This is a genomic window from Mycobacterium sp. ZZG (genome assembly GCF_054786995.1).
The window spans coordinates 26,134-38,428 of record NZ_JBTBFV010000052.1 but is presented as its reverse complement, the minus strand read 5'-3'; the positions used below and the strand labels follow the sequence as shown (position 1 = coordinate 38,428).

At 67.2% G+C, this 12,295-nt stretch carries 17 protein-coding genes and 1 pseudogene; 9 read left to right on the top strand and 9 right to left on the bottom strand.

The features are described from left to right. Positions 1 to 82: 82 nt before the first annotated feature. A pseudogene (locus tag ACXMYJ_RS22780) lies at positions 83 to 394 on the bottom strand (transposase); the annotation flags it as partial. Between the two features lie 249 nt (positions 395 to 643). Between ACXMYJ_RS22780 and ACXMYJ_RS22775 the strand changes: the two are divergent. After that, positions 644 to 1,870, top strand: coding sequence for a hypothetical protein (locus ACXMYJ_RS22775; RefSeq protein ID WP_460358918.1), 1,227 nt, complete (start codon positions 644 to 646; stop codon positions 1,868 to 1,870). After that, positions 1,863 to 2,351: a MerR family transcriptional regulator gene (locus ACXMYJ_RS22770; protein ID WP_460358917.1), complete on the top strand. Its 489-nt coding sequence runs from the start codon at positions 1,863 to 1,865 to the stop codon at positions 2,349 to 2,351. Before ACXMYJ_RS22775 ends, ACXMYJ_RS22770 begins: the two co-directional genes overlap by 8 nt. Positions 2,352 to 2,362: 11 nt before the next feature. Here ACXMYJ_RS22770 and ACXMYJ_RS22765 read toward each other — a convergent pair whose 3' ends face one another. Continuing rightward, positions 2,363 to 2,641 (bottom strand): hypothetical protein, encoded by a 279-nt coding sequence (locus ACXMYJ_RS22765; RefSeq protein ID WP_460358916.1) that lies wholly within the window; start codon positions 2,639 to 2,641, stop codon positions 2,363 to 2,365. Positions 2,642 to 2,779: 138 nt separating this feature from the next. Here ACXMYJ_RS22765 and ACXMYJ_RS22760 point away from each other — a divergent pair, with 138 nt between their 5' ends. The 4 genes from ACXMYJ_RS22760 (at position 2,780) to ACXMYJ_RS22745 (ending at position 4,756) form a co-directional block, all read left to right on the top strand. Further along, positions 2,780 to 3,085, top strand: a complete 306-nt coding sequence (locus ACXMYJ_RS22760; RefSeq protein ID WP_094295092.1) for a hypothetical protein — start codon at positions 2,780 to 2,782, stop codon at positions 3,083 to 3,085. Next, on the top strand, positions 3,082 to 3,393 hold the full coding sequence (locus ACXMYJ_RS22755) for a type II toxin-antitoxin system PemK/MazF family toxin (RefSeq protein WP_460358915.1): 312 nt from the start codon (positions 3,082 to 3,084) through the stop codon (positions 3,391 to 3,393). The genes ACXMYJ_RS22760 and ACXMYJ_RS22755 overlap by 4 nt, the downstream gene beginning before the upstream one ends. 343 nt (positions 3,394 to 3,736) lie before the next feature. After that, complete coding sequence (locus ACXMYJ_RS22750; RefSeq protein WP_460358914.1) at positions 3,737 to 3,988, top strand: thermonuclease family protein; 252 nt, start codon at positions 3,737 to 3,739, stop codon at positions 3,986 to 3,988. Positions 3,989 to 4,435: 447 nt separating this feature from the next. Then, positions 4,436 to 4,756 (top strand): hypothetical protein, encoded by a 321-nt coding sequence (locus ACXMYJ_RS22745; RefSeq protein WP_236694300.1) that lies wholly within the window; start codon positions 4,436 to 4,438, stop codon positions 4,754 to 4,756. 87 nt (positions 4,757 to 4,843) lie between these two features. Here ACXMYJ_RS22745 and ACXMYJ_RS22740 read toward each other — a convergent pair whose 3' ends face one another. Further along, positions 4,844 to 5,062, bottom strand: a complete 219-nt coding sequence (locus tag ACXMYJ_RS22740) for a hypothetical protein (protein ID WP_048424144.1) — start codon at positions 5,060 to 5,062, stop codon at positions 4,844 to 4,846. Between the two features lie 111 nt (positions 5,063 to 5,173). On the opposite strand from ACXMYJ_RS22740, the gene ACXMYJ_RS22735 reads away from it, so the two are divergent. Beyond that, positions 5,174 to 5,368: a three-helix bundle dimerization domain-containing protein gene (locus ACXMYJ_RS22735; RefSeq protein WP_048424143.1), complete on the top strand. Its 195-nt coding sequence runs from the start codon at positions 5,174 to 5,176 to the stop codon at positions 5,366 to 5,368. Positions 5,369 to 5,415: 47 nt separating this feature from the next. On the opposite strand, the gene ACXMYJ_RS22730 is transcribed toward ACXMYJ_RS22735, so the two are convergent. After that, positions 5,416 to 5,775, bottom strand: a complete 360-nt coding sequence (locus ACXMYJ_RS22730; protein ID WP_460358913.1) for an ArsR/SmtB family transcription factor — start codon at positions 5,773 to 5,775, stop codon at positions 5,416 to 5,418. 89 nt (positions 5,776 to 5,864) lie between these two features. Between ACXMYJ_RS22730 and ACXMYJ_RS22725 the strand changes: the two genes are divergently transcribed. Beyond that, a complete protein-coding gene (locus ACXMYJ_RS22725; RefSeq protein ID WP_048424142.1) occupies positions 5,865 to 7,202 on the top strand; it encodes an NAD(P)-binding domain-containing protein in 1,338 nt (445 codons plus the stop codon). Further along, complete coding sequence (locus ACXMYJ_RS22720; RefSeq protein ID WP_048424141.1) at positions 7,199 to 8,440, top strand: MFS transporter; 1,242 nt, start codon at positions 7,199 to 7,201, stop codon at positions 8,438 to 8,440. The genes ACXMYJ_RS22725 and ACXMYJ_RS22720 overlap by 4 nt, the downstream gene beginning before the upstream one ends. On the opposite strand, the gene ACXMYJ_RS22715 is transcribed toward ACXMYJ_RS22720, so the two are convergent. The 5 genes from ACXMYJ_RS22715 to pstB all read right to left on the bottom strand — a co-directional run bounded on the left by ACXMYJ_RS22715 (position 8,424) and on the right by pstB (position 12,260). Beyond that, positions 8,424 to 9,374: a helicase associated domain-containing protein gene (locus ACXMYJ_RS22715; RefSeq protein WP_053079396.1), complete on the bottom strand. Its 951-nt coding sequence runs from the start codon at positions 9,372 to 9,374 to the stop codon at positions 8,424 to 8,426. The genes ACXMYJ_RS22720 and ACXMYJ_RS22715 overlap by 17 nt on opposite strands. Beyond that, positions 9,371 to 9,550 (bottom strand): DUF3349 domain-containing protein, encoded by a 180-nt coding sequence (locus tag ACXMYJ_RS22710; protein ID WP_048424140.1) that lies wholly within the window; start codon positions 9,548 to 9,550, stop codon positions 9,371 to 9,373. The genes ACXMYJ_RS22715 and ACXMYJ_RS22710 overlap by 4 nt, the downstream gene beginning before the upstream one ends. Beyond that, on the bottom strand, positions 9,547 to 10,254 hold the full coding sequence (locus ACXMYJ_RS22705) for an arsenate reductase ArsC (RefSeq protein WP_048424139.1): 708 nt from the start codon (positions 10,252 to 10,254) through the stop codon (positions 9,547 to 9,549). Before ACXMYJ_RS22705 ends, ACXMYJ_RS22710 begins: the two co-directional genes overlap by 4 nt. Continuing rightward, a complete protein-coding gene (locus ACXMYJ_RS22700) occupies positions 10,238 to 11,377 on the bottom strand; it encodes a winged helix-turn-helix domain-containing protein (protein ID WP_082164247.1) in 1,140 nt (379 codons plus the stop codon). The genes ACXMYJ_RS22705 and ACXMYJ_RS22700 overlap by 17 nt, the downstream gene beginning before the upstream one ends. 112 nt (positions 11,378 to 11,489) lie before the next feature. Next, on the bottom strand, positions 11,490 to 12,260 hold the full coding sequence (pstB, locus tag ACXMYJ_RS22695; RefSeq protein WP_110814884.1) for a phosphate ABC transporter ATP-binding protein PstB: 771 nt from the start codon (positions 12,258 to 12,260) through the stop codon (positions 11,490 to 11,492). Positions 12,261 to 12,295 lie beyond the last annotated feature (35 nt).

Below are 12,295 nucleotides of genomic sequence, written 5' to 3'. Positions count from 1 at the left end.
ACTACGCGATCAAGTCGCCCAGCTGCACGGTCAACTCCGCACCGCCCGACTTACTGCCACAAAGACAACGTCCACAACGTGAACGCCCTGATGAACGCACCGCCCCAGACACCCGGCCGAAGATAACGATGGCCCGCTTGAGTTCGGCATTCTCCCGGCGCAGCTTGCGCAGGACCTCGGATTCCTCGCTGGTCTGCCCCGCCCGAGAGCCGGCGTCGATCTCAGCCTGACGGACCCATTTGCGCACCGTTTCGGCAGTACCGACGCCCAGCAGGTCAGCGACCCGGCCCATCGCCTCCCACTCCGAAACTGTCTCGCTGCGCAGATCGGCCACCATCTGCACCGCCCGCACCTTCAGCTCGTCTGGATACCGCCTCGATGACTTCGATCCCACGTGCCCATCCTTCCCAACGGAAGAACTCTCCAGACACGCCGGGGTGGATCATTCAGTCCCCACCTAGGTGCTGGGGATCGGGCCTGGGTTGAACGGGGGGAAGGTCATGCGTCCGGGCCGGGTGGTTGCCCTCACGGCTGTCCGCCCCTGCGAACGCGCTCACGGGTCCAACTTTTGTTTCGTCACCGAGGTTTTGTTTCGTTTCGTTTTGTTATGTCATTGAGGCGACGAAACGTCTATATTGGTCGCATGGACGAGAGCGATACCGCGGAGACCCTCGACCGGGACCACTGCAGCTATCCCGGATGCACGCGGCCGCGGCGCCCGGACCCGGCTACTGGACGGCCGTCGCGCTACTGCGAGCAGTCCGATGAGGGCGGTGGGCCGGTGCATAATCGCGCGTCGGCTTTTAAGGCCCGCCGAGCGAATCATCAGAGCGTGGTAACGCTGCAGGAAGAGCCCGGCACGGCGGCGCCCGTGTCGATGGCGCGCGCGACCCTTGATCAACGGCTGGCCGAATTGCCTGGCCGTCTTGATGACATGCGAACCTACCTCGGCGAACTGGCATCGGTGGTCCAGGCCGCCAGCGACCTCGAAGCTGCCGGCGCGGAGGTGGAAGACGCGCATCGTGACGCATTGAGCAAGATCACCGAAGCCGAGCGTCGTACTGCTGCGGCCGAGCGCACTGCCCGCCTCGCAGAGGCTCGGGCCGAGCAAGCTGAGCGTGACCGGGAAGAGGCGGACGTACTTGCTGAGGAATCCGCTGCCGAGCTAGCGCGGGTGAGGGAGGAAACCCAAGTCCAGCTCGCAGCGATGCGGTCCGAAACAGACGCTGCAGTGGCCAGTGCCGAACAGCGGGTAGCCCACGCAGCCGCGGAGAACGCCGATCGTCTAGCGCAGCGTGACGCGGCCGTGGAGGACGCGAGGCAGGAGGCGTCAGCGGCCCGGATGGAGGCCGCAGCAGCGCTCTCCGCGCAGCGCGCGTCCGATGCGGAAGCGGCACGCGAGCGGGATACCGCAGCCCAGCTCCGCCGCGAGGTCGACGCCGCACGCAGGGAGATGGACGACACACGCCAGCGGATGCAAGCCGAGATCGACGCTGCTCATGAAGCTACGCAGCAGGCGGTCGCCGAAGCGGCAACACTTCGCGTGGAGCTAGCCACGAGTCGCGCCGAGGCCGATAGTGCCCGCCGGTCCGCTGAACATGACCGCACCGCCCTGGAACGGCTTCGAGAGGAGACCGTCGCCGAGCGCGATGTTCTTCGCCAGGCGCACGCGGAACAGCTCGCACAGGCGCAGCGCAATGCCGACGATCGGGTGCAGGCGCTCACCGAAGCTCTCGCAGTAGCATCGGCGGCTACTGAGGCGTTACGTGGCCAACTCGCAGCTCCGACTGCGCGCACACCTGCGAAACGCTCCACACCACGCAAGAATTCAGCACGCAAGAACGCGGGAACGGACCAGGCGGGTGAGTGAGCCGCACCTGGCGAAGCTGTCGGAAGCCGCCGAGCTGTGCGGGATTCCGACCGACGTCCTCAAGATGCTGGCCGCAGACGGGCTGCTCCCCCAGGTTGTGCGCGGCAAAGCCGGCCACGTCTACTTCCCCCGCGACACCATCCCGACATGGGCCGAATGCGTCAACCTGCTCAAAGAGCAGCGCGACCACCATCTCCGCCGTGCCGCGTCCGCACTCCGTCGCCTGGAAACCGAGCTGGAGGCGGTCCGAAACGACATCACCGAGGCCCGCGAATACCCGCAGCAGACACTCGGCATTGACATGATGAGTTTCGGCCACTGGCCCTACGACCGAATGGGATCCTCGCTCCGAGGCCAACCACTCATCACCGGCGTCCTGGAACAATTCACCTCCGAGCGACTGTCGATCACCCGCTACCACGACGCCTACCTCGACGCGCTAGCCTCCGAGGGCCGACACCCTCGCGACGAATCACTCTGACGGGGCCGGGCTCATGCTGGCGGCGAAGCCCCAGCCGCCCCCTCCGGTAGCAGAGAACCATCGGATCCGCGTACATACCCAGCTGGCGGTGAAAGCGGCAGCGGCACAACCACTCCCCCGGTACTTGCCGCGTACTTGGCAGCCTCGTCGGCCTCTTCATCGGTAAAGACCCGCACCGCGGCGGGCCGTCCCTCGACGCGCACCAGCAAGGTAAAATCAGCGACGCGCACATCGCCGGCGCGCTTGCGCGGCCCCTGCCGAACGGACAAACCGCCAACGTCATCACTCATCAGGCCATTGTCGCCGCGGTGGCCGACAGCGCCGCGCAACCCCGCTCGCCAACCAACGACCCGCTCCCGCCTATACGGCACATTTGAGCCGAGAATTGCGCTTATCTATGCGCTTGATAGTGGTGTACTATGTACACCATGAGTAAGCGTGTGAGCCTCATCCTCGGCGACTCCGACGAGGCCGTGATAGCCCCGTACCTGAATCAGGGATCGCCGGCGTACGAGGTGTTGCGACACTGGGCCAGCCAGCACGATGTCGACGACATCAAGTCGGAAGCCGCGGCGCTGCGGGCGCTGCTCCAGGCGGGCGCCGAGGCCCTCCAGGAACATGTCCTCGACGCCGGCTACGCCGAGCTGGCCACCGAGTTCAACAGCGAACCGTCCAACGCTGAGCGCCGGACCGCGCGGGACCGCTATGCGCGCCGGGGCCAGGGGCGTCAGTGAGCCGCGCGCTACGCAGCCAGGCGTACCGGGTGGACCTCGGGCATGGCGCGAAGCCATGGGTCATCCTGAGCAACAACTCGCGGAACAGAAACCTCGATACCGTTCTCGCGGCACGGATTACGACTACGAGCAAGCACTCGCACGTCCCCACGGTCGTGCCGTTGACCGCGGATGATCCGCTGGTGGGCTTCGTCTTGGTGGATGACATCGTGCAGCTGTACCACGACGAGCTGACCGAATCGTTGGGCACCTTGTCGCCATCGACCATGGCGGAGATCAGCAAGGCACTTCGAATCGCACTTCCCTAAGGACGATGGACAACGAATCATGCGGCGAGGCAACAACTACAGCGGAGCCCGGTGGGCATTTCGTGCACCCACATCAGGCGATAACCCGCGCGCCGTGACGCCCAAGGGCACCGCCCGGCCGCTATGTCCGTCGTGTGGGCGCGGGTATGTCATTCGGCGCGGCACGCAGAGATGTTTCACGCTGCCCGGCGCCCCTCGCTGCGAGCGCGATACAGCAACAAAAGCCCCTGCGCCGCAGCGCGGCCGGGCCGCGGTAGCACACCTCGGCATAGCGTGCGGGCTGATCGCGGCCGCGACCTCCTGCACGCCCTCATCCCCAACGGCGGACGCCACACCCGCCGCGGTGAGCGCAACAGTGCTCCGAGCTGTAGACGGAGACACACTCGATGTTCGCGACGACACCCGCGGCCGCCTCCGCGTGCGACTTCTAGGCATCGATTCCCCGGAACTGCACAAGCCCGGCTGGTCGGTCGGATGCTGGGGCCCCGAGGCGGCGCGGTTCGCGGCGGACACCCTCACTGAGCAACGCATCGCGCTCGTCACCGACCCCGGGCAGGACTCCCACGACCGCTACGGCCGGACTTATCTGCACTAGTCAACTCGGACATCCGGCGAGGTCCCCGTCACGTGGCTCGGACCTCGCCCGAGGGGATTTCCACTAACGCAGTCACGGCAATCACAGGTCTCATCGACCTACCGACATCGAGGATCTGAGACAAGCCGTGTGCGACAAGAAATGAGACACCCGACCTGGAGCGATGTGACCACAATGCCAGCCGCGCGGGAGCGTCTCATTTCTTTGAATTTGAGACAGGCAGGGTTCTCACAAGCGGTGCCGAGATCAGCTAGCCAGTGAACGGCAGGAAAACGATGGCGTGCCCAGCGCGTTGTCCCTGGTCGGCCGCCGCTATCGGTGGGTCGACCAGCGCGCGCCAGGTCTGGCCACGCTCTACCGTAGAAGACAGATCAGACGCCAAAGAAAGGGGTCCAGTTGTCCGGGTCGCGCAAAACTCCAGTGCGTAAAGCGCCCGACGATGCCGCTTTGGCCTGGGAGCTGGCTGCCACCGCGCGCCCGCATCTCAGCAGAGTCGAGGCCGACCGCATTTACATCACCCTGGGTATCGGCGAAACGTTCACCGCAATCGACGCCCTGATCACCGCCATCGCGCGCAACCACATCGCCCTCAGCGACGACCTGGTGGCCGCCACCGCCAGCTGGCTGGACTGCTACCTCGGGCAGGGTGACGAACCACGTCTGCGTCACCTTCTCGGCGCGATCATTGCCGCTGCGTCCCAACAAAAGATGCCCGCCGCCCACAAGCGAACCGATCCTAGGCTGGGCGACGCCACCCACACAGCGTGATCTCGACGGGTTCCATGCCCTCAGGAGACGGTTAGATCAACCCGACGTCAATGTCAGGAGGCGTTTGCCTCGCTCACCTGCACCGCGCTACGGCCGTGTCTCGGGAAACCGTTCGTAGATGCGGTTGACGTACCCGTGGATTTCGGAGAGTTCACCACGCAGCACACGCTCTCGCGGCCCTGCGGATGACCCCGCGGGGCGTTGCCGTTCGAACTTCTCGATCATCCTCGTTGTGTGAATCATGTTCTCTTGCAACGATGCCAACAGTCGGCGTGCCTGCGCCAAGTCGGACTCGTCATTGCTCATTTCATAAATCATCGCATTTGCCTGACCTCACGGATTCAATGGCCGGGTGTGAGGTGAACGGGCGCCATCTCTGCGGTTGACGGCACCTGGCCACGGGGGCAAGCTGGCGAAGTGCCGGAGATCGATGAGCGGGTCATGGTTGAAGAAGTCGAGCGTCGACTAGCAGACCGCCACACAGACGTCCCAGTAGAGCGCATCAACGCGATCGTCCAGGGCGCCTACGCCCAGTTCGAACACAGCCGGATTCGGGACTTCGTTCCATTGTTCGTCGAGCGCAGAGCGCACGCGCAACTCTCCCAGGGCTGACCAAGGCCGGAGAGCCCATGGCCGCCCGTCCATCGACTCCGAATTAGTCACGCCGGATGGGTCGACACCGCGGCGGCGATGCGGTCCAAAGCTTCGGCGTTCACGCGGTAGTAGGCCCATTTGCCGCGTTGATCTCGGCTGACGAGGCCGCTGTCGACGAGCAGTTTCATGTGGTGCGACACCGTGGGTTGTCTCAGGCCGAGTGGTTCGGTGAGGTCGCAGATGCAGGCTTCGCCGCCCTCAGAGGCCGCGATCAGGGACACCAGCTTGACCCGGGCGGGGTCAGCGAGGGCTTTGAACACCGAGGCGAGGCGTTCGGCGGCCGGGGTGTCGAGCACGCCGCCGGTGAGCGGTGAACAGCAGGCAGCCACGTCGCTGGAGGTCAACGGTGCGATCGCGGTAGCCATGTCATCCATGATGACACACGCATTGACAAATATCGATGGGTCGAGCACCATCGATCCCATCGAAGAACGTCGATAAGAGGAGGTTGAGCATGTCGGAGTTGCCCGTCGTGGTGATCGGGGCCGGACCGCTAGGTTTGGCGGCGGCCGCGCGCCTGCTGGAGCGTGGACTCACCCCGTTGGTACTGGAGGCCGGCGGCAGCCCAGCGTCGGCGGTCGAGCAGTGGGAGCACGTGCGCACGTTCTCCCCGTGGCCCGAGCTGGTCGACCCCGCCGCTGCGCGGCTGCTGGAATCGACGGGCTGGACTGCTCATGAGGCGGGGTTCCCGACCGGTCGGGAGTGGATCGACGGCTACTTGGCGCCGCTGGCCGGTGCCCTGGGCAAGCGCGTGCAGTACGGCGCGCGAGTGGAGGCAGTGTCGCGGCTGGGTCGCGACCGACTGGTGAGCCCGGGCCGGGCGGAGACGCCGTTCGTCGTGCACGTGAGCAATGCTGACGGCACGGAGTGCCGGGTGCAGGCCCAGGCGGTCATTGACGCCTCGGGCACCTGGGGCCAGCCCAATCCTGCTGGCGCTGACGGAGTTCCCGCGATTGGGGAACGCGCGGCCGCAGCCTCGGGTGTGCTGACCTACGTTCCGCCGACGCTCGCGCAGGCCTCAGGGTTGGCGGGCAAGCATGTGGTGGTGGTCGGCAGCGGGCATTCGGCGATGACCGCGGTGATTCAGCTCGGCGAGGTGGTGCGCAAGGATCCCTCGACGACGGTGACGTGGGTGCTGCGCCGCGGGGTGTCGGAGGACACCTTCGGCGGTGGTGCCGCCGATGAACTGCCCCAGCGCGGCGCTCTGGGTGTGCGCTCGAAGGAAGCGGTCGAGGCCGGCCGGGTGTCCCTGACGACCGGGTTCCGCACCGAGCGCATCGATCTGGTCGACGGCCAGGCGGTGGTGACCGCCGAGGACGGGCGGGCTCTGGCGCCGGCTGATCACGTGGTGGTCCTGACTGGGTTCCGGCCAGACCTGTCGTTCCTGTCGGAGATGCGCATCGAGCTGGATCCGATCTTGCAGGCCCCGGTCAACTTGGCCGGCTCGATTGATCCGAACATGCATTCCTGTGGCAGTGTGTTGCCGCACGGCGCCGCCGAGTTGGCCCACCCGGAGCCGAATCTCTACATCGCGGGGATGAAGTCCTACGGGCGGGCGCCGACGTTCCTGGCGATGACCGGCTATGAGCAGGTCCGCAGCATCGCTGCCGAACTGGCCGGTGACCACGAGGCCGCCCGCCGGGTGGAGCTGACATTGCCTGATACCGGGGTGTGCAACGGAGCCGGGTTGTTTGACAGCCCCGAGGGTGAGAACGCCGGCGGCGGGTGCTGCGGACCCGCGCCGTCGACACTGCAACCGTTGTCGTTGTCGCTCAACCCCGTTGGCGGATGACACCGGCGGGTTCTTCTGTGGCACCCAGCGCAGCCCGGCATGGGCTGCGCTGGGTGCTGGTGACGTTGTGCGTCACCGAGATCACTAGCTGGGGCGTGCTCTACTACGCCTTCACCGTGCTCTCCGAGCAGATCAGCGCCGACACCGGCTGGTCCGCCCCAGCGGTGACCGCGGCGTTCTCCGCCGGGTTGGTGACCTCGGCGGTGGTCGGCATCCCGGTCGGGCGGTGGCTGGATCGGGTGGGTCCGCGCTGGATCATGACTGCGGGCTCGATCCTCGGCGCGCTGTCGGTGGTGGCGGTCGTCGCGGCGCCGACCTACGGGTGGTTCGTCGCGGCGTGGGTTTTGGCTGGGGTGGCGATGGGCGCGGTGTTCTACGCACCGGCCTTCGCCGCGCTGACCCGGTTCTTCGGCACCGACGCGGTCCGCGCACTAACGGTGCTGACGCTGGTGGCCGGCTTCGCCAGCACTGTGTTCGCCCCGCTGACTGCGGCGTTGTCCGCCCAGATGAGCTGGCGCCACACCTATCTCGTCCTCGCTGTCATCATGGCGGTAATCACCATCCCCGCGCACTTCTTCGGGTTGCGGCGCCCGTGGCCGCCGGTGGTCACCCAGCATCACCATGTCGAGGCGCCGGGCCGCACCGCGCGCAGCGTGCCGTTCCTTGCCCTGGTGGCGGCGTTTGCGCTGGCCGGGCTCGCGTCGTATGCGGTGATCGCCAATTTGGTCCCGTTGATGAGCCAACGCGGGATCAGCACCGGGGCTGCGGCGGTCGCGCTCGGCCTGGGCGGCGCCGGGCAGGTGCTGGGTCGCCTGGGCTATCAGAGCTTGGTGCGCCGCGTCGGTGTCGTGCCCCGCACGGTGCTCATCATGGCCGGTGTCGCCACCACCACGGCACTGCTGGGGGTGTTCAGTTCCTACGCCGCGTTGGTGGCGGTGGCCATCGGTGCCGGCGTGATGCGCGGCATCATGACGCTGCTGCAAGCCACCGCGGTCACCGAACGCTGGGGGTCCACCCACTACGGCCATCTCAGCGCCTATCTGAATGCCCCGATCATGGTCGCCACCGCGATCGGACCGTTCGTCGGCGCGGCGTTGGCCAGCCTGCTCGGCGGGTACGCCGCGATGTTCGTTGCCCTCGGCGCAATCGCCGCGGTGGGGGCGCTGCTGGCGTCGGCCACCAGACCAAGGCTTGCCGACCCGTCCGGGGTGAATTTGGCTGTCAGCCAGCGCGGCTGATCACCTGTGGTCGGCGTGGGTGCGCCGGGGGCGGCCGGGTCCCGCGTCCGGGGTTCCATTGCCAGCCCGGTAACGCATCCAGCAGGTGGATGCGTTCGGCGTTGAGGGCGCCGCGGCGGCGTTGCCGGCGTTGGACGGTGACCCACCAGCCGAGCCGAAACCCGTCGACAACCGCATTCTGTCGCGGCCGTGCGTGGCCCTGAGCGTCGCAGAAACGTTGCAAGACAAGGTATCCGACGCTCCACGGGTCGGGGCAACAGTTATCGGCGAACAGGGCGGCCAGGACCGCCCGCCGTTCGGCGGACAGGACACCGGCGCGGCAGTCTTCGTGGCAGCGCTGCCACCATCGCCCCAACGCGAACCCGTTGACCCGAAGATCGCGGTGCAGCATCGCCAGGTCGCCGCCTGAGTCGACGAACTCCACTAACATCGTCAGACCCTGGCGCCACCGGTGCTCGTCGGGATCCCAGTCCCAGCCGGGCAACGCGGACAGCGCGTCGATCTGGGCCGGTGACAGCAGGCCTGCCGCGTAGTCGGCGCGCTGTCGCGCACACCAGGCCTGCAGATCGACGCCACCCGCCCGGCGGGGGTAGGGAGGTGTGGCGCCGCCGCGGTGTCGACGGGCGGCGGCGGTCGCCGACCGCAGGGCGGTCCGCCACGCGCCTGGGGGCGGGTCTCCCCAGTGCCAGCCGGGCACGGCCTCCACGTCGGCGATGATGTCGGGGTCCAGGTGGCCGTTCCAGTAGTTCGCGCGCAGAGCGCTGATGCAGCGGCCCAGCGCGACGCCGTAGGCGCGGGTGCGGGGCGGGACGTCGACGCTGTGGCGGTGCTGCTCGTAGCGGCGCAGCGCCGCAAGGACGACTGCCCATGGGGCGGGTTGGGCCTCCCCGGAGGCCGGTGGGTGCGCGCAGCACAGCGTGCCGGTGGTGTTCACCGCCGTTGCGTGGGGGTGTCGTTCTGCAGCGCGAGGATTGCCGCAACCGGGTGTACCTCGTCGTTGCCGAGCAGCGCCAGTGCGGCGCAGTGCCCGCCACGGGGAGCGGTTGTGGGGTAGCCGGAGCGCACCCAGCCGACGAACCGCGCCACGACGCTTCCCGGTGCGGTGTTCATGACGTCGCCGCCCCGGCGGGCAGCTGGGGCTCAATGTTCAACTCTGTCAGCAGATCTCGGATCCGGTCGTCGAGGTTGTCGAAGATGCAGTCGACCCTGCTTGGGGCACAACCGGCGGGGTCGTCGATCTTCCAGTTCTGGTAGCGCGGCCCAGGCAGGACGGGGCACGCATCGCCGCAGCCCATGGTCACCACGACGTCCGCGGCGCGGATGATCTCCTCGGTCCACGGTTTGGGGTATTCGCCGGAGATGTCGATGTCATGTGCGGCCATCGCCGTCACGGCCTCGCTGTCGACAACGCGGCCGGGCATCGAGCCTGCCGACCAGGCCACGGCGCGGTCGCCGGCCAATGCGGTGAACAATCCCATCGCCATCTGCGAGCGCGCGGTGTTGTGGGTGCAGACGAACAAGACAATGGGTTTCTCGTCGCGTGCGTGACCCTCGACTGTGGCGAGCGCGGTGAGGCGTTGCCGGGCGAAGCGTTCGGCCAGCAGCGGCAGATAGTTGGTGATCGCCGCGCCGAGGGCGAGCGCGTCGTAGGAGGAGTACAGGAACTCCTCGATGGTCTCGATGCTGAACGTGTCGGCGTAGTCGCGACACATCCGGGTGGCCGCGGTGTGCATGGCTTGCCGCTGGTCGACCGACAGCGCCGCACGCGGCGACAACACGCTGGTCACATTCCCCTCCTCAGGTACCGACCGCATGGGCGAGAGTGCTGATGCGCCCGGACAATTCATCGACCACAGCGTCAAACGCCGACGGCTGCGCCGCGGTCACCGGGTCGGGGACCGACCAGTGCAGCCGCGCCAGTCCGGTGGGCAGATGCTCGTGGGCGTTGTCGCAGACCACCACCACCAGGTCGTCGGGGCGCAAGACGTCATCGAGCAGTTGGGGTTGCTGATCGGCGAGTGCAAGGCGGTGGCGCTGCGCGGCATCGACGGCCAGCGGGTTGATCTGGTCGGCGGGGTGGGTGCCCGCCGAGGTGGACGGAATGGCTGACTGCTGGTTCCACAAGGCGGTGGCCAGCTGGCTGCGCGCCGAGTTCTGCGTACAGACGAACACCACCCGCGACGCGGGAGAAGACGTCGCCGGCAGTAGATCCCGCAGGCCGGTCGGGGCGAGCCGCACATAGGTGCGGCGACGGTCGGCGTGCGACGTGTCGCGCAGCACCAGGCCGCTGGCCTGCAGCACGTTGAGGTGATGGGCCACCAGGTTCGACGGCATGGATAGCGCGGTCTGCAGTTCCGACGGCGACGCGTCGCCGAGCGCCAGGTAATCCACGATTCGCAGACGGTGGGGGTCAGCCAGCGCGGCGTGCATGGCCACCCGTCGCTCCACCGACACCGATCGCTCAATATTCATTGACTCAATAATGGCTGAGTTATTGGGGGTTTGTCTAGAGGATGGTGGCGCGGGCGGGGCTTCTGGTTGGACGGGGAGCGCCGGGACGACTGCCGTCGAGCGGCGAGCGGTCGGATTTGGTTCGGCGGCGTCGACGAGGACCGGGGCCAGGCGGTATCCGGCGCCGCGGACATTCCAGATGAGGGGGCCGCCGCGGGTGCGTTCCAGCGGCAGTTTGGCGCGCAGGCGTTTGACGTGCACGGCGATGCTGTTGGTTTTTTGCGACTGGCCCCACACGGCGGCGGCGATGTCTTCGGCGCTGCGCACCCGGCCGCGTTGGGCGCAGAAGAACAACAGGACCTCGAGTTCGCGTGCGGTGAGGATCGCGGTGTGTCCGTGCAAGGTGGCTTGGTGGCTGGCGCGGTCGACGCGCAGCGGCCCGGCGGTCACGATGCCGTGCGGTGCGGGCGGGGGCGTGGAGGTCAACGCAGTCGCCTCTCGTGGCGGTGTCGGCAGCAGACGGCCTGCGTGTAGGCCGTCTGCTCATTGTGGTCGTCGACGACGACACCGCCACGTTGCAACGTTGGTGTCTGTGCTGTTAGCCGAATCGGCCGCTGATGTAGGCCTCGGTGCGCGGATCTTCGGGGTTGGAGAACAGCGCCTCGGTGGTGGTGTATTCGACCAGCTTGCCCAGCCGTTTTCCGTGCTCGTCGGCCTCGGCGGTGAAGAAGGCGGTGCGGTGGGAGACCCGGGCGGCCTGCTGCATGTTGTGGGTGACGATGATGATGGTGAACTGCTCGGCCAGGCCCACCATCAGATCCTCGATTTTGGCGGTGGCGATCGGATCGAGCGCTGAGCACGGCTCGTCCATCAAGATGACCTCGGGGCGGGTGGCGATGGTGCGCGCGATGCACAGCCGCTGCTGTTGGCCGCCGGACAGGCCGGTGGCGTTCTGCTTGAGTTTGTCTTTGACTTCATCCCACAGGGCCGCCCCGCGCAGCGCTTCTTCGACCACATCGTCCATGCTGGCGGGCTTCATGCCGGTCACCCGCGGCCCGTAGGCCACGTTGTCGTAGATAGATTTGGGGAACGGGTTCGGCTTCTGGAACACCATGCCGACCCGGCGGCGCAGTTCGATGACATCCACGCCGTCCTGGTGAATGTCGGTGCCGCGGAAGCGGATTGTGCCATGAACTCGCGCTGAGGGCACCAGGTCATTCATCCGGTTCAAGCACCGCAGCACTGTGGACTTGCCGCACCCGGAGGGGCCGATCAGGGCGGTGATCTCGTGGCGCTGGAAGGCCAGGTTGACGCCGGCGACGGCCAGGAAGTCGCCGTAGCTGACGCCGAGGTCCTCGGTGGTGATCATGCCGGCGGACACTTTGGTCTGCGACGGCGGTGTGG

What these genes read in the sequence shown, in the direction of transcription:
- ACXMYJ_RS22775 (WP_460358918.1), top strand. Translation starts at nt 644, where the DNA reads ATGGACGAGAGCGATACCGCGGAGACCCTCGACCGGGACCACTGCAGC.
- ACXMYJ_RS22765 (WP_460358916.1), bottom strand. Translation starts at nt 2,641, where the DNA reads ATGAGTGATGACGTTGGCGGTTTGTCCGTTCGGCAGGGGCCGCGCAAG.
- ACXMYJ_RS22760 (WP_094295092.1), top strand. Translation starts at nt 2,780, where the DNA reads ATGAGTAAGCGTGTGAGCCTCATCCTCGGCGACTCCGACGAGGCCGTG.
- ACXMYJ_RS22740 (WP_048424144.1), bottom strand. Translation starts at nt 5,062, where the DNA reads ATGAGCAATGACGAGTCCGACTTGGCGCAGGCACGCCGACTGTTGGCA.
- ACXMYJ_RS22730 (WP_460358913.1), bottom strand. Translation starts at nt 5,775, where the DNA reads ATGGCTACCGCGATCGCACCGTTGACCTCCAGCGACGTGGCTGCCTGC.
- ACXMYJ_RS22725 (WP_048424142.1), top strand. Translation starts at nt 5,865, where the DNA reads ATGTCGGAGTTGCCCGTCGTGGTGATCGGGGCCGGACCGCTAGGTTTG.
- ACXMYJ_RS22720 (WP_048424141.1), top strand. Translation starts at nt 7,199, where the DNA reads ATGACACCGGCGGGTTCTTCTGTGGCACCCAGCGCAGCCCGGCATGGG.
- ACXMYJ_RS22710 (WP_048424140.1), bottom strand. Translation starts at nt 9,550, where the DNA reads ATGAACACCGCACCGGGAAGCGTCGTGGCGCGGTTCGTCGGCTGGGTG.
- ACXMYJ_RS22705 (WP_048424139.1), bottom strand. Translation starts at nt 10,254, where the DNA reads ATGCGGTCGGTACCTGAGGAGGGGAATGTGACCAGCGTGTTGTCGCCG.
- pstB (WP_110814884.1), bottom strand. Translation starts at nt 12,260, where the DNA reads ATGATCACCACCGAGGACCTCGGCGTCAGCTACGGCGACTTCCTGGCC.